The following is a 23,147-nucleotide window of genomic DNA, read 5'->3' on the forward strand; positions in this document are numbered from 1 at the left end:
CGTTTACACTTGTATCAATGGCTTAGCTTAATGCTGTTATAAGCTCCCAAAAGTGCGATTAAAGCCTTGGCCCGCAAAAACATCTTGACGAACTATATCTAAACGGCGTGTTTGATATTCGCTCAAAGCATTTATTATCGAATTCGGATACTTTTTAAGGGCATCCATAATGGCAACCGTATCATCAAGTGAGTCATTAAAGCCTGCCCCTGTCATTGGCGACATGGTATGTGCTGCGTCGCCGATCATGGCAATTCTTCCTTTTGACAAGATATTAGGGATGTATTCATTAACAGGTGCCCCGATTAAACTGCGATCCTTAATTGCGATTTGCAAAACGGCATCCTCTTCTTTACTCCAATTGGCTTGGCTGGTTTGTGATAATTCTTCTAGCAGCGAATCCGGAACAGCTTCACCGTATAAGGAATGCTGAGCAATCCCGTCCTTTAACACGCCTAATTCAGACAGCAATGGATTATGCGAGTGATCAAACCAGCAAAAACCTATCCACCGCTGGCCGGGCTGGGTTCCCCCCTCTTTCCCCGGCATCACCGCAGTTGTCAATTTACCGGCTGCACTATCGCTGAAATAAGCGCTCGAAAGCTGCCGTTTTCTCCAGTCCCTCTTTGGCAGTAAATTTTCATCCACTTTCCCTACCCAAGCCAGATAGCCAGCATAATCTGCAAATGGTTTGTCAGGGCTTAAATAACGGCGGACCATACTTCGATATCCATCTGCGCCAATCAAGAAGTCTCCTTTAAACGTCTGCTCCTCTTCACTGGTAGCCCAGGCAGATGATTCATTTTGCCCAACACTAGCAATTCGTGTATGGTGCTGAAGGGTAATGCCAGGTTCTTTAGCGACTGCGTTGAGTAAACGTTCTTGAATGGCTGACCAGGCTTCAACATGGTTGTTACCATTGGATGCCAAGTGTCTCAATTCTCGTTCAATTTCACTATTATGATAAGGCTTTGTGTGTAAGCGAATAAAAGTACCATTTCTTAAGGATGAATCTGCAGCACGTTCAAGAATGGTCACTGTATAACCAGAACGGGATAACGCAAGCCCCATCATTAGACCACCTAAAGATCCACCTACAATAATGGCATGTTCAACCTGTTGTTGTGACATGATTCCTTCTCCTGTTTTGTAATGGGGAATTCGTAAAAAAATCCGTTACTGCAGCTTCATCTGGCTACGGAGCATCCGATCGAGGAGTTTGTCGGGGAGAATACGGACCAGTCGGGTCAGCAGGGCCGAATCGCGGCCGACCGTATAGCGGGTGCGCGGCTTGCTTACGTGGATGGCTCGCGAAACCACGGCTGCCACTTTCTCGGGGCGGATACCGGCCGTAGCCCAGGTTTCAGCCTGAGCCTTCACGGCATCAAAAAGACGATCATGGCGCCGGTGCTGGTCCGGCGTCATCAATTTCGCCAGCCGCTCCGCTGTCGTAATCCCTTGTTCCGACAGGCCCGTGCTAACGCCACCCGGCGTGATCATGATGACCTTGAGGCCAAACGAGGACATCTCTCTGCGGAGACTGTCATTGATCGCTTCCATAGCATACTTTGCAGCCGAATAAATGCCGAACCCGGGCATGGAAACCTTGCCCCCAAGCGAACCGATATTGACCACTCGCCCTCCGCTGTTCAGCAAGGCCGGGGTAAGCGCCTGAATAACCGCGACCTGTCCGATCACGCTGACTTCGATCTGGCGGCGAAATTCATCCAGCGGAACCATCTCGAGAGGGGCATTAACGGCGATGCCGGCATTGTTGACCACGGCCCGCAAAGGGCGACCAAGCGGATCTAACGCCACCCGTTCGGCCAGCGCCTTTAGGGTGTTGATACGGGTAACATCGACGATCACCGGTTCGATATTCTTGCGTTTAATTTTGTCGGCGTCTTCCTGACGACGAACCCCTGCTAAAACATGAAAGCCTTCGGCGGCAAGCTGCTCCGCGGTAGCCCTGCCGATGCCGCTGGACGTACCTGTGACGACGACCAGTTCTTGAGTTTTGAATGGCATAGTAACCCTCCTGAGTTTGATAAGATGTGGATCACGGTATAGCACTGTTATACGGTTATTATAGCACTGCTATATAAAGTTGTCTATAGCGGTGCTATATTTTTTTGAAGTGTTGTTCTGTGGTCTGAACATGGCTTTGACGGGCGCGCGTGATGCACTCGGCGTGCCACATTTCACCTGTCACACTACTGGAATCCAAGAGAACGAATGCTCGCATCCTCCAAACATAAAAAAGATCGCCATCCTCCCGGAGGTCCAGGTTGGATAGGCGATCTTTCTTATGCGTCTTCTAGTATCTTCTAAATTGAATATTTGCCTGGAGTCTCCAGGCTCTGTCACCCGAATCCTTCATTCTGAATCGTTGTCTGTCCTTGGGATCAAAATGATCTGCATGACGCTTTCCCGAATGAGATCAACGACGTCGGGCTGGGGTGGGGGTGCCTTACGAACCTGGGCTGTCACATACAGCCAAGAGGCCGTATTGGCGGAAGCCCAGACCAGATCTGCTGCTGCCTCAGCGGACACAGCCAGTTTGCCTTCGGCGGCGGCTCTCTGAATATTTTTTACCAGGGCTTGGTACGACTGATCTGCCGCCTCGATATGGGCACCCTCAAGCAACCGCCCCATCATCGCCGCATAAATCCGAGGACGGGCTGCCGCGAAGCGGACATAGTCATCCCATCCTTGACGAAGAGCGATCTCTGGAATGGTGGACTCCACAGCGGCAATCTTGCTTTCAAATAACTGTTTGAACGCTTCCACTATAGCTGCACTTAGGAGCCCATCGGCACTGCCGAAATGGTGATAGAGAGTAGGCGCTGTAACCTGCGCGATGGCAGTTACGGCTCGCGTCGAAAATTGGGCTCCTCCCTCCTCTTCGAGTACCTTAAGAGCAGCTGCTAATATTTTGTCATATGTGTTCATACGTCCATTATAGCAGTGCTATATCCGAATGTCCATTAGGAGGGTTGTACTCCTGTGACCAATATTCCTGTATTGGTGACCAGATACCTAATTCAAGGGCTATGATCAAGTCATAATTTCACATGAATCGTACGGAATTAGCAGTATAAATAAGTGCAAAGCGGAGATATTTGTGAGGTACAGCCTCTTCCGGGTGGGTTTTGATGGAAGAGGCTTACGTTCACCGTTCATATTTCAAGAAACTTAAACCAAGGTAGAACCGCCATCTACGACAATGATCTGACCGGTGGAATATTTTTCGCGCATTAGGCAGAGATATGCCTCAGCGCCGTCCTCCGGTTCACCGACTCGCCCAACCGGCAATGATTTCCCAGTATGTTCATACATTGCGTTCCGTTGTTCCTCAGGAATACCGTCCCACAACCCGGTACGCATAAGTCCGAAGCAAACGGCGTTGACGCGATGCCGGCTCAGCTCGACGGCCAACGCCCTTGTGGGTGCCTCAACAGCGCCGCATATGCTGGCTGAGACAGTAAACCCCTTATGAGGACGAACTCCGGCAACGCCGGAAGTCAACGTAATTGACCCTCCCCGTCTGATGTTTCGGCTGCCATATTTGGCGCCATGAACGCTCCCCAGTATCGCACGTTAAACAATCGGCGTACTGTATCGACATCGGTAGTGTCCAGACTTTCAACCGTCAGTGGGTCGCCGGAGTAAAGACCAAGTGATCGAATTCCCCGATTTCGCTGAAAAATTGACGAACTTGTTCCTCATTTGTCAGATCAACCGCATATCCCTGGCTGCCTTCGGACAAACGCGAAACGGCACGGTCAGCTTTTTCTTTTTGACTGGACACAATGACCAAGGATGCCCCTTCCCATGCAGCGGCTTCGGCTGCCGCAAACCCGATTCCGGACGTTCCTCCAAGAACAACAACACGCTTGCCCTTGAAACTATGCCCACGTTCGATCTGTTCTGACTTCACCATAAAATTCTCCTTCGTATTTGATGGTTGGACTGACCTTGCAATATGATGCTCTTCAGCCGCGATCAGCTAATCCATGGAACAGTACGGATCTCCGACTCTCCTTCACGACGGAAGATAAGTAGATTATAATGAGTCATAAAATCGGCAAATAGGTCTGGATTTATAGTACCAAAAGCGGACGATTCCGTTCCCATTTCCCTGCAGCGGATTCTGGACAGAATGGGACCTACCCGGCCTACATTATCGACAGGCACTGGAACGTTCTCGCATGGAACCGAATATCGGGGACGTTATGTGGAGACTTAAGCCGAGCCCCGGAGCTCGAAAGAAATATGCTCTGGCGCGTCTTCGAAGTAGAGGACAGCAAGTCTCGTATCGTTAACTGGGAGAATGTCGCCTCTACGATGGTGGCTCATTTCAGAAATCGGTTTGCCTTGTACATGAACGATTCGTGGTATCAAGGGCTATTCAACAAGTTATATGACAGGAGCAAGGAGTTCAGAACGTTATGGGATCGACAAGAGGTTTCCGGTATATTGGAAGGGGAAGAAATAATCCGTCTTCCAGAAGCTGGCCTGCTGACTTTCCGTTACCCTACGTTTACAATCTCTGAAAGCAGCGTTTTTGCAATGAGGGTGTTCACGCCACATGAAGACTCAGGAATCGATGAACAATTGGAAGAGTTACTGAAGTAAGTTCATGATCCCAAAACAACATTTCTTTGTTGCCGCAGTTTTCTGCATAAAGGCCCTATGTTATTGTGAAAGAAAAAGTACCGCAAATGAAAAAATCGCCCGAATCCTGATCACGCTAGGTGGCCGGACTCGGGCGGTTTTCATTTTGAACAGCTACCATCGGCAATCGGTACAAAGTTCTTGTCTTTGGTTTAGGGAAAGAACTTGTACCGATAAAACAAAAAAAGCCGCTAAAATAGCGACTTCAAATGGGACTACGCTCTTGTCCCCCGACAGTTAATCCAGATACAAAATCTCAATCTCGCCCGGAGCGAAGGATTGCTCTGCGTAATTCCCCCCCCAATCACAAAGCGAACTCAAAATAGGTTCAAGTGATTGACCCAGTTCCGTCGTTGAATATTCCACCTTAGGCGGTACCTGATTGTACATCTTTCTGCGAATTAATCCGTCTGTTTCCAGTTCCCGAAGAGTTTGAATCAGCATCTTTTGCGATATATTATGAACGAGTCGCTTAAGCTCTCCCGTCCGTTTAGGTCCTTTTATTAAATAGTACAGAACAAGCCCCTTCCACTTTCCTCCGATAACCTCTAGTGTAACTTCCAGTTCACAGAAAAATGTTTTCATATCAATGCACCATCTCCCGACCTAAGAATATCCCCTTCATGTATCGCTTGATCCTTCAAGGATCACTGAAGGAACAATTGAACGTTACATGGAGGGGATAATACAATCGCATTTAAGTTGATTTAAAAATCTTTGTCGTTTGAAAATTATTATGTCCTGGTTAAACTTGAGCTACTCCGCCATCTACGAATAATTCAACGCCGTTCATATAGCTGCTTTCATTAGAGGCTAGGAACATGACAGCATTGGAGATCTCTTCAACCTGCCCCACTCTGCCGAGCGGAATATCATTTTTTGCCTGTTCCAGGACATGATCTAGTTCAGAGCCAAATAACTCATCGTACGCCGGCGTTACGATTGTTCCCGGACTAAGGATGTTTATACGAATTTCGGTCCCTCTCATATCAAGAATCCAGCTGCGGACAAGCTGTCTGATCGCTGCCTTGGATGCACCATAGATACTAAACGCTGGCATCCCCGTCGAGCCAGCAGTGGATCCCGTTAGAATAATCGAGCCTCTTTTATTTGGAAACAAAGCTAATGCCTTTTGTACTGTAAAGATGGTTCCTTTCACGTTGACATCGAAAGTCTTGTAGTATTGTGCTTCTGTAATTTCTCCTAATGGAAGAAATGACCCTAGTCCGGCATTTGCAAAGAGAATGTCCAAGTGTCCCTTTTCTCGCTTAACGGTTTCGAATAATATATCTAGATCTTCCGATTTAGATATGTCACCTCGGACACCTGTAACATTCTTTCCGATCTGCTTTACTGCTTCATCCAGTTCACGTTGTCTGCGTCCCGTGATAAAAACGTAAGCCCCTTCTTTTACGAACTGTTGTGCCGACGCGAGACCAATGCCGCTTGTACCTCCGGTTACAACTGCTACCTTCCCGTCAAATTTCCCCATTCTAGTACACTCCTTTTATAATGATTTATATGGTATAGGATGCTCTGTCTGCCTCATAAACCTCCTATGAACGATAGTATGGGGGAAAAGTTACAAGAAAAACAGTACCCACTTTTTTGTGATATAGTCACCAAAAAGTGATAATTGAGGCGGCACAAGCGCTAGGTATTCCCATTAGCAAGACGCCAAACTAACAATAAAGTTGCGCTATCAACTGCCCGTTAGCTTAATATTGTGTGGGTTGGATAAACGTTTGCTGGGTATGGTGCTCTTAGCTGTCCGCTTGGTTTCAAAACACCGGCAGAAATAAGACTAAAGGTAACTTCTGTTGGCTGACCTAATAATACATATCCAAATGGAGTAATTTCAATCCCCCATTGGAGATCTTTGCATGGCGTTTGTTGAGATGTAAACATGGTTTCACCCATCAAGCTTGTTACTCTGCGGGTAAGTATAAGTACCCGAAGGAAGTAGGGTATCAGTATTCGCGAAAATTTTGTTCTGTTGATGACAGGATCTGTCACTATTAAAGATTAAGATAAGAGCGTGGAAGGGAAACTGAAGCAGAAGAGTGATTTGAAAATTTAAAAGGCCAGGAGAGATGAGGCATGTATTTTACAGTACAGGATTGGATTGCTGAATGGAACAAAGAAGCGGCATTAACCCAGAAGGTTCTGGATGCTTTAACGGATGATTCGCTACATCAGCAGGTGTACCCGGAGGGCCGCACGCTGGGAAGAATCGCCTGGCATTTTGTCTCTAACATCCCCGATTATTTGAAGAAATTCGGAGTGGAGGTCGCTAAAGTTCCCTATCCGGATGAGATACCGTCAGCCAGGGAGATTGCGGAGACGTTCAAAGCGGTGAGCCTGCAGGTTGCGGATGCTCTGGAAGCGCAGTGGACGGAGGAAACTTTGAAGCAGACGCAAAACGCCTTCGGGAGAATGGAATCGAATGCTTCCATCTTTATGGGTTTGATCAAACATATTATCCACCATAGAGGACAAGCCACCGTGCTGATGCGCCAGGCCGGGCTGCAAATTCCCGCAGTATACGGGCCTTCCAAAGAAGGCTGGGCCCAGCTCGGCGTAACAACACCCCCGCTTTGATCCTACGTTAACCCCTTTATAACCGGTGTGAAAAACGAATACCGACTGCAGCATGCAGCCGGTTTTTGGTTTATGGAGCTTCAGTCCTCCGTAAATGAACCGAAATCTGTAATCTTCAGCTTGTAGGAGAAGGAAACTTTTGACCGGCTGAACGTTTCGTCCCAGTCCTCCTTAACCCTCTTCCAAACCGCAGGGTGCTCAATAGCTAACCTGTCGCCAAAGCCGGCTCCATCCACTTTATATTTGGACTGCAAATCATGCATCAGCTTCTGCATCATTTGAGCGAGCCTCTCCTGAACGAACTGGCCGGCTTTCTCCGCGAATTCGTTGGAAGACGGTGTATCGCTGTTGTTCCACGTTTCGATAAGACGGCCTTCCGTGGAGATAAATACCTTGAACGAAATAGTGTCGCCGTCAACGTAGCTCCGGATCTTGGATTTCATGGACTTGACCTCATAAGTGAGCGGCTCGTTGTCCCAGTCGTACGTTTTTATCGCTCCCGAATGCCCTTTGCCGGTAAGCCAGGCCAGACATTCGGTATCCTCCTGATCCAGGCTTCCAATCCAATGACCCGTAGAACCTCGGATAATGCTTGCGCCGGATAATGCGATTTCACCGCCTCCTGTGACCAGGTTCTGCAGGATAAAACTTTTTTTCGAATGCATTAGCGCGTCCAGCTTGGATAAGGAGACGACATTCAGCACTTTGCTGGTTCTCTGCAGGCTTCGCTGCATCCCTATGATGTGAAAGGCTGGAATATCATTCGGCTCTGTTGTGATCAAGGCATCCTTGGCCAAGCCCTCGGTAATATAGACTGCGGTGCTGGGCCGAATGTCGTTGTCACGCAGTACAAAATCCGTCACCTGCTCTATCGTTTGTTTCCTCAGCAGGTCGGCGGACATGATCATTACCTTTAGATGATGGCCTATGATCGGCCGGTCAAGACGGATGGAGAACTGGCGAAAGATTTCAAGCACGGAGTCTCCGCTGCCAGAGACGTTATGATAGGGTCTCTTGGCTGCCCCTTTATTTTTGTCCTGCGTCCCGATGAGTTTTGTAGGCACGATCTGGACGGTAACCATCACTTTATCCCGTTTGGTGTAACCTCCTCCTTTGGCCTCGAACTCTTTCTCTGTCGGGGCAGGTTCTCCCCGGTCAAGCGCCATGCCGGGGTAGATCGCCAAATCCTCGATTTCCTGGGAACTCCAGCACCCCGCCAGAAGCATCGGAAGGAGCAGCAGACACAAGCTGACCCCGATCCGTGCAATTGTTCTATACATGCTGTTTCAATCCTTTCGTGCGGAAGAGCCAAATTAAGGAAAGCAATACCGGCAGCAGCAGAAACAGGATCAGCCCCATCATGCCGATGGCACTCCCTAGCGTAAACAGATCCTGAACGCTTTTGGGGACCATGGCCGACAGGAAAATCAGCGGGACCATGCCCAGGGCAACCGGCATGAAGGAACATTTGAAGACCTGGGATACCCCCAGCGAGGCTTGGAAAAAGAAGCTGCAAAAGTTGCAAAACATTTGCATCAGCCAAACCACCATAAGGGGGAACTCAAGCCGCTCTACAAAGAACCCGGTGATTTCAAAGCTTCGAACCAGATCGAAGGTTGGCCAGGTGCTGGTAATGATGGAGTCGATCGACAGGCCGCCAATCACGAAGATGACCGTCAGAAGATACAAGCAGATCGGAATGGCGATTCCGCCCAGCATCGCCTTGGCGGCCTGGTTGGGATGCTGCATGAAGGCAACCAGCGTCATCACGACCTCGCATCCCGTATAGATCAGGATCGAGGATTTCAAGCCGCGAAATACCGGGAGAATTCCGTCACCCAGCACAGGACGCAGATTGTTGATATCGAATATGCGCAGGCTCACGCCGAAAGAGACAAGCAGCACGAACAGGGTGATCGGCAATACGATTTGAAAGACTCTTGCGATGGAGTTGATGCCGCCGCAGACCAGGTAGGTGCCGGCCCAAACAAAGGGAAGGGTTACAGCCCAGATGGGGGTGCCCTCGAGCAGGAAGAACAGCGTAACTTCGGCCAGCGTACGGATTTCAAAGCCGGCAGTAATGACGAAATAAAGGATCAGCAGCAGGCATAGCAGTCCGCCTGGGAACTTTCCTACAATTCTTCCGGCATACTGAAAAACGGTCTGGCCCGGGAACCGCTGGCAAAGCTTGACCATGAGCAGAATGACAAACACGATAATGACGCCGCCCAGCAGGATGGTCAGCCAGGAGTCGGGGGTCTTCATGGCTTGGGTGATGCTTCGCGGCATCGTGAGAATACCGGCCCCCAGTATAGTATTTGTAAGAAATACAGCAGCTTGCGAGGTCGTGATTTTATCATCAGTACGAACAAACAAGGCCATCCCTCCTACTATAAGTTTTAGGACTTCCTTTTGCTTTTTTGCGTTTTAAGCATGGCCGGTCTCTGCCTCATCAAAGAAAGAGGCGCCCGGAAGAAGAGATCCTTCCAGTCTCTGAGACGGAAAGGAGACGCCGGGGTCAAATAGGGAACTCCGAAGCTCTTGAGTTTGGTCAAATGGCTGCACAGTAGCAGGAAGAACAGAGTTGTGCCAAACATGCCGAGAACCGCCGCAAACAGCATGCCGACAAAACGCAGCACTCTCAGGGTGATGCCGGCGCTGTAAACCGGAATGGAGAAAGAGGAAATAGCTGTGACGGCAACCACAATCACCAGGAAAGGGCTGACAATCCCCGCCTGAACGGCAGCATCCCCGATGATGAGACCACCGACGATTCCCATGGCCGGGCCGATCGGTTTTGGCAGCCGAATTCCGGCTTCCCGCAGGATTTCGATAGAGAACTCCAGAATCAACACCTCAATGAACGGGGGAAAAGGAACCCCCTGCCGCGTTTCGATGATGGACAAGGCCAGCTCTGTAGGGATCAGGCCGGGGTGAAACGCAATAAACGAAATATAGAACGCAGGTGCCATCAAAGATACAAAGGCCGCTACAAAACGCAGCATCCGGAGCAGCGAGCCTGACAGCCAGCGATCATAATAATCCTCGGGGGATTGAAGCAGCATGCTGAAGGTTGTCGGCACGATAAGAGCAAAAGGCGTGCCGTCCAACAGAAGGGCTATTCTTCCTTCCATCAGGGCATTGATGACCCGGTCGGGTCTTTCGGTATTATGAACTTGCTGGAAAGGGCTCGAATAGCTATCTTCAATCAACTGTTCAACGTATCCGGACTCGGCCAGGAAATCGGCGTTGATTTTCCGGATGCGAGCCGTTACCTCCTGCAGAAGCTCTGGGTTGACAATGTCCTTCATATAAGCGACCACAAGATCCTTCTGAATGCTTGTACCGATCCGGAAGCCTTTCATTTCCAACTGATCGCTGTAGCCCTGGCGCCGCAGCATCGAGGTATTCTCGCTCAGCACTTCCGAGAAACCGAGCCGCGGACCACGCAGCAGTGCTTCGGATAAGGGCTCCGAAATAGAACGGTTGGACCCGTTCGGCAGCTCGATCAGGAATCCGCTGGGCAGCCCTTCGATCAACAGTCCGGCAAATCCATACAGCACGGAACGGTTAAAGCTGTCCAGATCAGGGGCTTCGGTCAGAATGTTGAACGGCAGCTGTTCCCCTGCCTTCCCGGAGCCGGAAAGGGACTCTTGAGTAGCCTCGAACGCCAGAAATTCCATGATGCGCATATTGAGCAGAGCTTCGCTTTGCATGCCGTCAACGAAGTAGAGCGTGGCCCGGGCATTCAGCTTGGTCATCGTAAATTCCCTCGCCGTCAAGTCGCTGTTGGCTCCAATCCGGGAACGAATCGTCTCGGTATCGGTTTGATAGTCCCCGCTGAAGGGGGTGCTGGAGGGGGTGGCGTCAGCATCGGATGCCGGCTTCTTGGAAGCGTCGTTTCTTCGGTCATCAATAAGCGAATAAAACCGTTTGTATATTTTGCTGGCGAGAATAGGGACCAGAAGAGCTATCAAGGCCTGAACAAAGATCTTCCAGTCCGGGATTTGACGAAGGATGAAAGACATAAGTCACAATCTCCCTGCTTTGAATTAATGAATGTATAGGGAGTTTTCCAAATTTTTGACGCTTTTAGTCATCTTTTTTCAAAGAAACGAGCAGCAAAAACGAATACGTCTATGTAAGCTCTCGCTCTTCTGCGGCGAATAGGTGAAGGTGGGCCGTGGTAATTATCTGATTTTTAGATCTATAAAAAATGAAATAAATGATTAAAATCTCCAACCATTAGTGATAAACTAAGATCAGGATTGGTCCAGAAAAAGGTATGCGGCCAGGCCGTATATCAGGTTTGTTTGGCGACTAAGCAGGAGCGCATGTATCCTTCCTGCAAATTGTGGGGTAGAAGGACGGTAATGATGAGCAACCGACAAAATCAAACTGAAGTTATTTTAATTGGTGCCGGTATCATGAGTGCGACTTTAGGGTCATTGCTGAAAGAACTAGTCCCGTATTGGAGAATCACCGTATTTGAACGGCGCGGCGGGGCAGGGGAGGAAAGCTCCAATGAATGGAACAATGCGGGCACGGGACATTCTTCTTTGTGCGAGCTTAACTACACCGTAGAACAGCCTGATGGAACCATTGATATTAGCAAAGCAGTCAAAGTTAACGAGGAGTATCAATTCTCCAAGCAGTTTTGGGCGCATCTCGTCAAGAGCGGACGGGTACCCGATCCGCGGGACTTTATTATGCCGGTGCCCCATATGAGTTTTGTGCAGGGCGAGCGGGACGTTGCTTTTTTGAAAAAAAGATTTGAAGCGCTTTCAACCAACCCGCTTTTTCCAGGCATGGAGTTCTCTGACGATCCGGGCAAGCTGAAAGAATGGATTCCGCTCATGATGAAAGACCGCACGGTTAATCAGCCAATCGCGGCTACAAGAATCGAAACGGGCACGGATGTTAATTTCGGAGCGCTGACGCGCATCCTGTTCAAGCAATTAAAGGATCAGAATGTTGATATTCACTACAACCATCAGGTAAAGGATATCAAACGAGCCGCGGACGGCTTGTGGGAAGTAAAAGTCAAGAATTTGGGGAACGGCATGACCGAACGTCATGCAGCCAAATTCGTTTTTATCGGCGGAGGCGGAGGCAGTCTGCATTTGCTCCAGAAATCCGGTATTCCGGAAGGGAAAGGCATTGGCGGCTTTCCGGTCAGCGGACTGTTTATGGTGTGCAAGAAGCCGGAGATCGTGCAGCAGCATCGTGCCAAAGTGTACGGACAGGCACCTGTCGGCGCGCCGCCGATGTCTGTACCCCACTTGGACACCCGGGTAATCGACAGGAAAGAATCGCTGTTCTTTGGTCCTTTTGCCGGTTTCTCGCCGAAATTCCTTAAATTCGGTTCGATGTTCGATCTGATTACCTCTGTAAAACTTCATAACCTGACTACGATGCTGGCGGCCGGGGTTAAAAATTTCCAGCTGACCAAATATCTCGTCCAGCAGCTGATGTTATCGAAGGAGCAGCGGATCGAGGCTTTGCGGGAATTCGTTCCGGACGCCAAAGGCGAAGACTGGGAGCTGGTGGTTGCGGGACAGCGCGTGCAGATCATTAAAGATACTGCGGCCGGCAAAGGGACGCTGCAATTCGGCACCGAGGTGATCAGCGCAGCAGACGGCTCGATAGCCGCTTTGCTTGGTGCTTCGCCAGGAGCTTCCACCGCTGTTTCGGTTATGCTGGAAGTCATCCGCAGATGTTTCCCGCAGCATTTGAAGGAATGGGAGCCGAAGATTAAGCAAATGATCCCGTCCTACGGCTTGTCTTTAGTGCAGCATCCTGAACTTATCCAAGATATTCATATCTCCACCGCTGAGGCGCTCGGCCTCGGGAATCGTACCCATTAGGGCGAGCAGGGTTCCTGAGGGCGGGACCCGTTGCGATAGGGGCTCCGATAAGGGCGTAAAGGGCAGACCGGCCGGTCTGCTCTTTTTTTAACTTTTCATCCACTAATATTCTATGAAAAAGCCTCTAATTATTCGGGTAGCCGGGGGAAGCTGTGTTAGGTAAAATGACGCGTAAGGACTGACACTAAGGAGGTTCATGATGTCTACAACAGCTTATCCGTTTCAGAACACGTCCCTTCCGCTGGAGGAACGGGTGAACGATTTGGTTTCCCGGTTCACGCTGGAGGAGAAAGTGGGGCTGATGATTCAATATCAAACGGCCGTCGAACGTCTTGGAGTGAAGGCATATAAACATGGCACCGAAGCGGCCCACGGCATGGCCTGGCTCGGGGAAGCCACCGGTTATCCGCAGCCAATCGGCCTGGGCTGCACCTGGGATATCGAACTGATGCAGCAAATTGGCAGCGCTATCAGCGATGAGGCGAGAGGGTTCTACAAACGAAACCCGGAAATCAACGGATTGACCCTCTGGGCGCCTACCGTCGATATGGAGCGGGATCCGCGCTGGGGCCGTACCGAAGAAGCGTATGGCGAGGATCCGATCTTGGCCGGGAAGCTGACGGCGGCTTTGGTTAAAGGCATCCAAGGCGATCATCCGACTTATTTGAAAGCGATTGCGACGTTAAAACATTTTATCGCTAATAACAACGAGGTTGGCCGCGGTGATCAGTCGGTCAGCATTGATCCGCGCAATATGCGCGAATATTACCTGAAGGCTTTTGAAATCCCGTTTAAAGAAGGCGGCGCCCAGTCGATGATGACGGCGTACAACGCTATCAACGGTGTTCCGGCCAACCTGAATCCGGACGTGAACGGCATTGTGAAGCAGGAATGGGGCATGGACGGCTTTGTGGTCAGCGATGCTTTTGACGTATCCGGTACGGTTCGCGATCACGGTTATTTGGACAGTTACAAGGAAGCGGTGGCCCGTTCGATCAAGGAGGGCGGCATCGACAGCTTGACCGACGACGGCGAGCTGATGAAGCAGTCGATTCGCGAGGCGCTGCAGGAAGGGCTGCTGACGGAAAGCGATCTCGATGCGGCGCTGCGCAATACGTTCCGCGTCCGCTTCCGGCTGGGTGAATTCGATCCGGAGGAAGAGAATCCATATGCGGCGATTGGCGAGTCGGAGATTCTTCATCCGGAGCATGCCAAGCTCGCCCGAGAAGCAGCTGGCAAAGCCATCGTGCTGCTGAAGAACGAAGGCGGCATGCTGCCGCTCCAGGCCGACAAGCTTAAGAAGGTGGCGGTAATCGGTCCGCTTGGCGGCACCGTATACCGCGACTGGTACAGCGGCTCCCTTCCTTATGCGGTTACGCCGCTGCAGGGTATCCGGGAGAAGCTGGCCGGTCATGGCGCGGCGATCGCGTTCAGTGAAGGCACGGACCGTATGAAGCTGAAGGAGAAACAAAGCGGCCGGTATGTGCGGGTACAAGATGGCGGGCAGGCGGCCTTGGCTGCGGACGCAGAGACCGCGGAGCAAGCCTCCGTGTTTGAGGTCACGGATTGGGGCTGGAGCAGCCATACGATCATCGCCGAGCCAAGCGGTAAATATTTGACGACCGATGACCGCATCGTTAAGGCCTCCGCCGACCAGATCTGGGAATGGTTCACGAAAGAAGTGTTTCTGGTTCGTCCGGCGGAGGCGGGAGCAGAAGCAGGAGAGGGATTGGATCCCATAACCCTCTCCACCTGGAACGATAAGCCGGTTACCGTGAAAGAAGAAACCGGCGAGCTGCTGGTCGGCAGCGGCAGCGCTGAGGAGACCGCTAACGAGATCAATGTTGCCGGCGCGGCCTCCGTTGCGGGACGGGAAGAGGAGTCGGCCGCAGCGGCTGTATTCAAAGTGGAGAAGGTAACGGATAAATTCCAGGCTGCCAAGGAAGCGGCAGGCGCTGCGGATGTAGCCCTGGTATTCGTTGGCAATCATCCTTTGATCAACGGCAAGGAAACGATCGACCGGCCGGATATCACCCTGCCGGAAACCCAGGAGCAGCTGATCAAGGAAGTGATGTCCGTGAATCCGAACACGATTGTTGTGGTCGTGGGCAGCTATCCGTACGCTCTGAACTGGGCGGATGAGCATGTTCCCGCTATCGTCTATACGACTCACGCCGGACAGGAGCTTGGCCATGGCATAGCGGATGTGCTGTTTGGCGATGTGAATCCGGCCGGCCGCCTGAACATGACCTGGTACAAATCGGTGGATCAGCTGCCGGAATTTATGGATTATGACATCATTCAAAGCGGCAGAACCTACCGGTATTTCGAAGGAGAGCCGCTGTATCCGTTTGGACACGGCTTGTCTTACAGCAGCTTCCGTTATGAAGAGCTGAAGCTGGATCAATGCCGGGTTAAGGCGGATCAAGATGACGCCATCGGCGTTACCGTCCGCGTGACCAACACCTCGGACCGTCCGGGCGAAGAAGTGGTGCAGCTGTATGGCCATGCCGGACAGTCGCGCGTGAAACGGCCGCTCAAACAGCTGCTCGCGTTTCGGCGGGTTCGGATTCAGCCGGGCGAGACGGCTGAAGTGAGCTTCACACTGCCGCTGTCCGAGCTGGCCGTGTGGGATGTGACGCGCGAGCGCTTCTGCGTGGAGACCGGTCCCTATGATCTAATGGCCGGTCCGTCCTCAGGGCATCTGCCGCTCAGCGCGGTGGTTCAGGTGCAGGGCGAGGTGATCCCGCCGCGCGACCTGAAGCAGCCTGTGAAGGCGGTCAACTATGACGCCTGCGAAGGCGTGCTGCTCGGCGAATGCCGGGAAGACGGCAGCGCCGTGGAAGTGAAGACGCAATCAGGCTGGATTGCGTTCAAGGACGCCGAGTTTGGCGATGGCGCCAGTACGGTGAAGCTGCGCGCAGCCAGCCGAACGGCGGGCGCGGCCGAAATCCGGCTGCAGGGGCCGCACGGCCCGCTTGCGGGACGTGCCGAGCTGACAGCCGGAGGCGCGCAGGAGTGGCGCGCTTACACCGCCGAGCTGAGCGGCGTCAGCGGGCGGCAGGACATCTATATTGTCCTGACCGGCCAAACATCGCTTAGTACCTTCCAATTTCAATGATCGGGCGAATATGGACAATGGATTTAATGATTTCAGAGAGGAAGTCCCCTTTTACAAGTCTCCTGGTAAAGGGGGACTTTTTGCTTTCTGCCGCTGCTGAGAGGGCTGTAGTGGAGAGTGCCCCTGTGCAGATGGTATAATTTACATCGAATTTAGTATCGGGAGGCATGAAGGATGAATGAGGATCTTCGGGCAAGGCTGGAAGCGTATCATGAAGCCGATGAATACGAGCAAATTGTAGAGGCTGTCGGTGAAATTCCGGCTGCGGATAGAGATTATGAGCTGGTCAGCCATTTGGGCAGAGCCCTAAACAACCTGGAGCGTTATGAAGAGGCGGCGGCACAGTTCCTGACGGTGGCGGAAGAGGGGAAGGACGATCCGCTTTGGCATTACCGCTTGGGACTGGCTTACTACTATCTGGAGCAATATGAGAATGCCAAACGGGAATTTACGATCGCCGATCAGCTGGATCCCGGGGATGAAGATACGCTGGAGTTCCTGGAATGGATTCGGGAGAAAATGGAGCAGGAACCCGCAGCCGAGCCTGGCGAATCCTCTGCATCTGAGGCGGAAGGCAAAGCTGCCGTGAATGATGCAGCTGACAAAGCTGACGAAGCTGACGGGGCAGAGACAGCTAATGCTGCTGGTGTCCCTGCTGCAGTCGGAGCAAACGTGCTTGCAGAATCGACGGCGGCTTTGGCTTCTACGGCTGTAGGCAGCGGAACCGGAGACTCCGATTTTTGGGAGGACAGCGCAGAAGCGTCTGAAACCTATGTGCTTGCTCCGCCTTCGGACGAGCTGATTGCTTCCGTGGAAGAGGAGCTTGTCTTCAAGCTGCCGTCTGACTACGTGGAGTTTATGAGAATACATAACGGCGGCGTTCCCCGCAATCGGGTATTCCCTGTACAGCAGGTTGCTGCTGAAGAGCCGATTACCATTTCCGCCATTCTGGGCATCGGCCGTGACAAAAGCCATTCGCTGTGTGGAGACCGCGGCAGCCGTTATCTGATCGAGAAAGAAGGTTTCCCAGAGTTCGGCGTGGTCATCTGTGAATGCCCGGACGAACATCAGGCGGTTATGCTGGATTACCGGGAAGCCGGCAACGACGGCGAACCGGAGGTCGTTCATGTGGATGGAGGGAACAAGAACAAAGTCACGCGGCTGGCTCCGAATTTCAGTGCCTTCGTTCAGGGATTGGCAAGAGATACAAGAAATACAACCGAATAAGCAAACGGTATGAAAGATAAAAACGGCTGCCCCACTTTCAAGGGGCAGCCGTTTTTGGATGGATTGGCCGGGCCGTTGAGGCGCCAGCCTTGACGTAAGCCAATTTCGTCGAAATTTCAGGGCTTAAAAAATGCGGACACAAGTATACTTGAATAGGGCTTTATTTCGTTTAAGCCAAACCGCTCCGCTTACGCAAGACGCATTTTGAAATCTTCATATCCGAACTCGTGCTGGACCTTGCAGTCCCCAGATTTCTCCTTCAGCACAAGAGCGGGAAGCGGCATGCCGTTAAACGTGGTGTTCTTCACCATCGAATAGATGGCCATGTCGCCGAAGACCAGCCGGTCGCCGGGCTTCAGAGGTTCATCAAAGGAATAATCCCCGATGTTATCCCCGGAAAGGCAGGTCGGCCCGCCGAGGCGGTAAGTGTAGGCCTTCTCGCCGGGTTCACCGGAACCAAGCAGCGGCGGACGGTAAGGCATCTCCAGCACGTCCGGCATATGGCAGGAAGCGGAGGTATCGAGAATCGCGATATCCATGCCGTTTCTCATTGTATCGAGCACCGTAGTGACCAGGTAACCGGCGTTCAGCGCAACCGCTTCGCCCGGTTCCAGGTACACCTTCAAGCCATATTTGGTTTGCATCCGTTTGATGCAGGCTTCCAGCAGCGGAATGTCATAGTCCTCTCTGGTAATATGATGGCCGCCGCCGAAGTTGATCCATTCCATCTTGGACAGATAAGGCCCAAATTTCTCTTCGATTGCATCCAGCGTGGTAGCCAGATCATCCGAATTCTGCTGGCACAGCGTATGGAAATGCAGACCGGAAATTCCGTCAAGCAGATCAGGACGGAAGTTGTCGATCGTCACGCCGAATCTGGAGCCCACGGCGCAAGGGTTGTAAATGTCGTGTCCTACCTGGGTGGAGCATTCCGGGTTGATGCGCAGGCCAATCTTCTTGCCGGCCGCCAGCACCTTGGCTCCGAATTTCTCCACCTGGGAGAACGAGTTAAAGATAATATGGTCGCAAAGCGAGATAATCTCGTCAATTTGATCTTCGCGGTAAGCGGGGGCAAAGACATGGTTTTCTTTGCCCATTTCATCGTGTCCGAGGCGTGCTTCATAAAGACCGCTGGACGCCGTGCCGCTCAGATATTTGCCGATCAAAGGATACGTGGTGTACATCGAGAAGGCCTTTTGAGCCAAAATGATGCTGGCACCGGTACGTTCCATGACTCCGGCCAAAATTTTCAGGTTGTTCTCCAGAAGCTGTTCATCTACTACGTAACAAGGTGTGGGCAGGTCTTCAAACCGCATTTACTTCACAACCTCTGCTTCCCGCTTAGCGGACTTCTCGTCTTCCGGATAAGCGTCAACGATTTGCGGATTGAAGTCTTCAACCCATGGAAGTCCCCATTGGTTCAGGGCGTCCATGAATGGATCCGGATCGAACTCTTCGACGTTGTAAACGCCCGGCTTGTTCCAGTGTCCTTGCAGGATCATCATCGCGCCGATCATGGCCGGAACGCCGGTTGTGTAAGAAACAGCCTGGGAGCCCACTTCTCTGTAGCATGCTTCATGGTCACAAACGTTGTATACATAGTAGAGTTTGTCTTCGCCGTCTTTTTTGCCTTTAAAGATACAGCCGATGTTCGTTTTGCCTTTCGTGCGAGGTCCAAGGGATGCTGGATCGGGCAGAACGGCTTTCAGGAACTGCAGCGGAATGATTTGTTTGCCTTCGAATTCGATCGGCTCAATGGAAGTCATGCCAACGTTCTCGAGTGCTTTCAGGTGTGTCAGGTAACTTTGGCCGAAGGTCATGAAGAAACGGATGCGTTTCAGCCCGGGGATGTTAGCCGCCAGGGACTCCAGCTCTTCATGGTACAGGAGATACATGTCTTTTTCGCCGACTTCAGCGAAGTTGTAGACGCGTTTGATCTCCATCGGTTTGGTTTCGATCCACTCGCCGTTCTCCCAGTATCTGCCGTTCGCGGAGACCTCGCGGATGTTGATCTCAGGGTTGAAGTTGGTGGCGAAAGGATAACCATGGTCGCCGCCGTTGCAGTCCAGGATGTCGATATATTCAATTTCATCAAAATAATGCTTCAGAGCATAAGCGGAGAATACGCCTGTCACGCCCGGGTCAAAGCCGCTGCCGAGCAAAGCGGTGATGCCGGCTTTCTCGAAACGCTCGCGGTATTCCCACTGCCATTTGTATTCGAATTTCGCTGTGTCTTCCGGTTCGTAGTTAGCCGTATCCATGTAGTGCGTTTTGGTGGCCAGGCAGGCGTCCATGATGGTCAGGTCCTGATAAGGCAGAGCCAGGTTCATGACGATGTCCGGTTTGACTTCGTTGATCAGGGCGATCAGCTCGTCAACATTGTTGGCGTCAACTTGAGCCGTCGTGATTTTGGTTTTACCGCCGTCCAATTTCGCTTTCAGCTCGTCGCATTTGGATTTTGTGCGGCTGGCGATGCAGATTTCCTCAAACACTTCGCTGTTCTGAACACATTTGTGGACCGCTACGGAGGCAACTCCGCCCGCTCCGATAATAAGCGCTTTTCCCATTTTCTCCATTCTCCTCTTCATCTTTTTTTGTGAGAAACAGTCACGTAACAAAATAAAAAAGCAAGTGAACAAAACGCATCAACTGCGCATCATCACTTGCTTGCGATATCATTCGAAATTAAGAAAGCCCTAAAAATGACCGGACAAGCCCGGCATCCATCAGCCATAAAAAATCCTGTTATGGATAAGCTCTTAATATTCAAATATATCGGGTTGGGATCAGAGTCTATTTAGCAAATAATTCGCCTTTACCACTCTTATTGACCGTTTCACAAGTTGATGTGCAGATGCACTGGTTGTAAAGTAACCAACTTATAAAATTTGAGCTTTTAACTCAATCAATAAGGCAACAAGAGTTGCCAATCGGCATTTGACCCGGCTGTCCGTATGGCCTTAACTTCTTGAAGAAGTGGTCAAAAATTATCTGCTTGGAAAGACCTGAATAAATATATTGAATATTAGCTTTCCAAAAATCATGCAAACCCATAATAACAGGTACTGCCCCAAAGAGCAATGGAAAAATATAATTTTTTTGAAATATCTTAAATAAGTTTTTTTTTCGTTTCTGAACGGTGGTTGATTTTATTTCAGCAAATTCTCAGCTTGGCTGGGCTCTAGAATCTGCCCGGTTGACGTCTCCAGCCGGCGAAGACGTTATTCGCATAGCTCGCCCAAATCATCAATAAAGAAGCGATGGCGAGATAAATCAGGGTATAGAACCAAAATGCCGTATGGATGACAAGCACCCCTGTTCCGTATAGAACCATATCTACTGCATAAACGAGCAGAGGCGCCAGCAGACGCCAGCCCAGCTTTGAGAAGCGGAACGTAAATAGGGCGAAGATCAACCCTTTAACAAATCCGACCAATGACGCAATGAACACATCGTCTCTATATATACCCGCATAGAACCCGTAATGGTAGAACCGTAATCCGGCAACGGACATGATGAACATGACGGTGGCCGCATTGCTCCAGGATATCATCCAAAGCGAAACAAACCTCACCCATTTGGGTCCGGATCTGAGGATGCCTGTCCACCATCGGGCCAAACCAAAGAAGAACAGAAGGGCTGCGAAGGTGTACTCCCGCCTCCACCAAAGCCTCCGGTAAATGCCCAGGTGCTCGAACACCCATTCAACGCCGAGCAGGCTGAGAGCAAGACAAACAAGCCACTGGAGCGTCAGGGAATAGGCCGACGCCAGCAGGGCGAGGGCAGGAATTATGAACAAATTCGAGGGGAAAGATCCCAATATGTTATCGTAATACGGTTTGGATAATACAGCCGGGAGATACAGATAGCCGTCCCCTACGACCAGAACCCAGAACTCGGCGACAAAAACCATCCCGGAGAAACAGAGGAACAAGGCAATGAACCCAGGTTCCCGTTTGTTCAGAACTGCAAAAGTTAAAAGGGCGATGCTGAGCAGAGCAAGAAGTAAATAAGGAACAAAGTTAGGCATTGGGCATGCCCCCATTTTCTTCTTAATATATCTCCGGTGCCGGGGGGTTATTCATGACAAGAGAAAAGGCCCTTCACGGGAAGGGCCTGACATGTCTTCGCATTTTTCGATTACAGCTTTCTTAACTCATCCAGAATATCTTCGGGGTCAAACCGCTGCATAAAGTCCGGATTCACGTAAGCCGAGCGGATGGTGCCGGATTCGTCGATCATAAAAGTGGACGGGATCGGCAGAATCCAGCGGTTTGTCGCGTTATATTCGGCCAGATCCATCCCCATCTTGTTCTTCATGATATCCTGGAGGTACTCCGGAACGTCGTACAAGATGTTATAGAAGGCTGCAACCAGGCCATGATTGTCGCTGAGCACCTGGAAGGTCAGCTCTTCCTTCTCCTTCTGGGACAGCGTGTTGTCCGGGCTCTGTGGGCTGATCGCTATGAGTTGGGCGCCAAGCTCCTCGATTTGAGGCAGAACCTTCTGGTAGGCCTTAAGCTGCATATTGCAGAAAGGACACCATCCCCCGCGGTAAAAAGTCAATACGACAGGTCCTTTGGACAGCTCGTCGTACAAATTAACCGTTTCTCCTAAAGCATTTTTCAAAGTGAAATCTTTGGCCTTCCGCCCTTCCTTCAAACCAAAAGGAATTCCCGATTCCTGCTGTTCCCGGATCTGCCGGAACAATTCAGACTGGATTTCCAGAGGTGTATGGGCAATAAATTCTTGTTTGGCATCCGCCAGCGATTGAGTTAAAGACATAATAGTTCCTCCTCTTGGAGCTTAATTCCTTTTGTCGTGAAGTTAAGGGTTGTATGTTTTGGAGTAATTGCTCCATTTTCTCTTGACTTCATCTTACTTGAATTTTTTTGGAGTGTCAACTCCAAAAAATAAGCTTGCTGTTCAGACATAAAAATCCCCCCGACCCTCTATGAAGGGTTCGGGGGGACGGACCGGAATGAGAGTAAACCTCCTTTGCTTGTTAGATGGGCAAGACCTAGATCAGATGTGAACGGATATGCTCGATCATGGCATCGAGTCCGGCTTCAAGCGGACCGGCCTCTTTGTGTATCTTCGAGAGCAGCAGGCCGCCCTGCAGGGCGGACAGCACAGCAAGGGCCAGACGTTCTGGACGCGCATGCTTCTGCATTTCGCCGCGATCGTACATGGCCTGAAGTCCTTTGCGGATGGCCAGCTCCCATTTCAGGAAACCGGCGACCAGCTCCTCTCTTGCGGCTGGCTCCAGATCGGCCAGTTCACTTCCCAGCGAACCGATGGGGCAGCCGCCCAGAAATTGCTGCTCGGTCTGGTATTGGACAATCGCATCACGCCAGGCCTGCAAGGCTTCTATGCTGTCAAGATGGCTCAGCAAAGGCTCCTGGGAGCCCAGCACCTGTTCATTCTGATAAAGGATCACGGCCAGCACGAGCTCCCGCTTCTCTTTGAAATAATGATACAGCTGAGAAGAGCTGACGCCTGCTTCCTGCTGAACATCCTCAACGCTGGTACCGGCCACCCCGCGCTCAAACATCAGTTTGGCAGCAGCGGCGACGATGCGGGCGCGGGTCTCCTTCCCTTTCTTCGTCAGCTTCGGTTCTTTGACGGTATGGTTTTCCTTTGTCGTATTCATG

20 protein-coding genes are annotated in these 23,147 nt (G+C 51.1%); 5 read left to right on the plus strand and 15 right to left on the minus strand.

The genetic code is table 11. The features are described 5' to 3' along the window. Positions 1-36: 36 nt before the first annotated feature. From AWM70_RS19675 to AWM70_RS24060, 5 genes are all read right to left on the minus strand, one after another. Positions 37-1,131 carry an FAD-dependent monooxygenase gene (locus AWM70_RS19675; RefSeq protein WP_068699263.1) on the minus strand — a complete coding sequence of 365 codons (1,095 nt, stop codon included), beginning with the start codon at positions 1,129-1,131 and terminating at the stop codon, positions 37-39. A gap of 45 nt (positions 1,132-1,176) precedes the next feature. Further along, positions 1,177-2,028 (minus strand): SDR family NAD(P)-dependent oxidoreductase, encoded by an 852-nt coding sequence (locus tag AWM70_RS19680; protein ID WP_068699265.1) that lies wholly within the window; start codon positions 2,026-2,028, stop codon positions 1,177-1,179. Positions 2,029-2,376: 348 nt separating this feature from the next. Continuing rightward, a complete protein-coding gene (locus AWM70_RS19685) occupies positions 2,377-2,952 on the minus strand; it encodes a TetR/AcrR family transcriptional regulator (RefSeq protein ID WP_068699267.1) in 576 nt (191 codons plus the stop codon). A 243-nt stretch (positions 2,953-3,195) separates the two neighbouring features. Beyond that, positions 3,196-3,528, minus strand: a complete 333-nt coding sequence (locus tag AWM70_RS24055; protein WP_250637501.1) for an SDR family oxidoreductase — start codon at positions 3,526-3,528, stop codon at positions 3,196-3,198. A 124-nt stretch (positions 3,529-3,652) separates the two neighbouring features. Beyond that, positions 3,653-3,943 carry an SDR family NAD(P)-dependent oxidoreductase gene (locus AWM70_RS24060; protein ID WP_250637502.1) on the minus strand — a complete coding sequence of 97 codons (291 nt, stop codon included), beginning with the start codon at positions 3,941-3,943 and terminating at the stop codon, positions 3,653-3,655. A gap of 278 nt (positions 3,944-4,221) precedes the next feature. On the opposite strand from AWM70_RS24060, the gene AWM70_RS19695 reads away from it, so the two are divergent. After that, entirely contained in the window at positions 4,222-4,638 is a 417-nt protein-coding gene (locus AWM70_RS19695) for an MmyB family transcriptional regulator (protein WP_237167938.1), read from the plus strand. Positions 4,639-4,914: 276 nt separating this feature from the next. Here AWM70_RS19695 and AWM70_RS19700 read toward each other — a convergent pair whose 3' ends face one another. After that, positions 4,915-5,262, minus strand: coding sequence for a winged helix-turn-helix transcriptional regulator (locus AWM70_RS19700; RefSeq protein WP_068699271.1), 348 nt, complete (start codon positions 5,260-5,262; stop codon positions 4,915-4,917). Positions 5,263-5,422: 160 nt separating this feature from the next. After that, positions 5,423-6,169: an SDR family NAD(P)-dependent oxidoreductase gene (locus AWM70_RS19705; RefSeq protein ID WP_068699273.1), complete on the minus strand. Its 747-nt coding sequence runs from the start codon at positions 6,167-6,169 to the stop codon at positions 5,423-5,425. Positions 6,170-6,777: 608 nt separating this feature from the next. Here AWM70_RS19705 and AWM70_RS19710 point away from each other — a divergent pair. Further along, complete coding sequence (locus AWM70_RS19710; RefSeq protein ID WP_068699275.1) at positions 6,778-7,278, plus strand: DinB family protein; 501 nt, start codon at positions 6,778-6,780, stop codon at positions 7,276-7,278. An 80-nt stretch (positions 7,279-7,358) separates the two neighbouring features. Here the strand turns inward: AWM70_RS19710 and AWM70_RS19715 are convergent, their stop codons facing one another. From AWM70_RS19715 to AWM70_RS19725, 3 genes are read right to left on the minus strand one after another with little or no spacing between them, the layout of a single operon-like run. Beyond that, a complete protein-coding gene (locus tag AWM70_RS19715; RefSeq protein WP_068699277.1) occupies positions 7,359-8,558 on the minus strand; it encodes a Ger(x)C family spore germination protein in 1,200 nt (399 codons plus the stop codon). Next, positions 8,551-9,654, minus strand: a complete 1,104-nt coding sequence (locus AWM70_RS19720; protein WP_068699279.1) for a GerAB/ArcD/ProY family transporter — start codon at positions 9,652-9,654, stop codon at positions 8,551-8,553. The genes AWM70_RS19715 and AWM70_RS19720 overlap by 8 nt, the downstream gene beginning before the upstream one ends. A 23-nt stretch (positions 9,655-9,677) precedes the next feature. Further along, the gene (locus AWM70_RS19725; protein WP_068699281.1) at positions 9,678-11,306 is read right to left on the minus strand and encodes a spore germination protein; all 1,629 of its coding nucleotides are present in this window, start codon (positions 11,304-11,306) and stop codon (positions 9,678-9,680) included. Positions 11,307-11,654: 348 nt separating this feature from the next. Here AWM70_RS19725 and mqo point away from each other — a divergent pair, with 348 nt between their 5' ends. The 3 genes from mqo (at position 11,655) to AWM70_RS19740 (ending at position 17,493) form a co-directional block, all read left to right on the plus strand. Next, entirely contained in the window at positions 11,655-13,145 is a 1,491-nt protein-coding gene (gene mqo / locus AWM70_RS19730; RefSeq protein WP_068699283.1) for a malate dehydrogenase (quinone), read from the plus strand. 196 nt (positions 13,146-13,341) lie between these two features. Continuing rightward, positions 13,342-16,266, plus strand: coding sequence for a glycoside hydrolase family 3 protein (locus AWM70_RS19735; protein WP_068699285.1), 2,925 nt, complete (start codon positions 13,342-13,344; stop codon positions 16,264-16,266). Between the two features lie 174 nt (positions 16,267-16,440). Beyond that, on the plus strand, positions 16,441-17,493 hold the full coding sequence (locus AWM70_RS19740; RefSeq protein ID WP_068699287.1) for an SMI1/KNR4 family protein: 1,053 nt from the start codon (positions 16,441-16,443) through the stop codon (positions 17,491-17,493). A gap of 188 nt (positions 17,494-17,681) precedes the next feature. On the opposite strand, the gene nspC is transcribed toward AWM70_RS19740, so the two are convergent. The 5 genes from nspC to AWM70_RS19765 all read right to left on the minus strand — a co-directional run bounded on the left by nspC (position 17,682) and on the right by AWM70_RS19765 (position 23,146). After that, positions 17,682-18,809 carry a carboxynorspermidine decarboxylase gene (gene nspC / locus AWM70_RS19745; protein ID WP_068699289.1) on the minus strand — a complete coding sequence of 376 codons (1,128 nt, stop codon included), beginning with the start codon at positions 18,807-18,809 and terminating at the stop codon, positions 17,682-17,684. Further along, entirely contained in the window at positions 18,810-20,060 is a 1,251-nt protein-coding gene (locus AWM70_RS19750) for a saccharopine dehydrogenase family protein (protein WP_068699291.1), read from the minus strand. It abuts the gene before it with no gap. 614 nt (positions 20,061-20,674) lie between these two features. Next, entirely contained in the window at positions 20,675-21,523 is an 849-nt protein-coding gene (locus AWM70_RS19755) for a hypothetical protein (protein ID WP_068699293.1), read from the minus strand. A 110-nt stretch (positions 21,524-21,633) separates the two neighbouring features. Further along, the gene (locus AWM70_RS19760) at positions 21,634-22,278 is read right to left on the minus strand and encodes a peroxiredoxin-like family protein (RefSeq protein ID WP_068699297.1); all 645 of its coding nucleotides are present in this window, start codon (positions 22,276-22,278) and stop codon (positions 21,634-21,636) included. A 235-nt stretch (positions 22,279-22,513) separates the two neighbouring features. Then, a complete protein-coding gene (locus AWM70_RS19765; RefSeq protein WP_068700878.1) occupies positions 22,514-23,146 on the minus strand; it encodes a TetR/AcrR family transcriptional regulator in 633 nt (210 codons plus the stop codon). Position 23,147 lies beyond the last annotated feature (1 nt).

Source organism: Paenibacillus yonginensis, assembly GCF_001685395.1.
In the GTDB taxonomy this organism is placed as follows: Bacteria; Bacillota; Bacilli; order Paenibacillales; family Paenibacillaceae; genus Fontibacillus; species Fontibacillus yonginensis.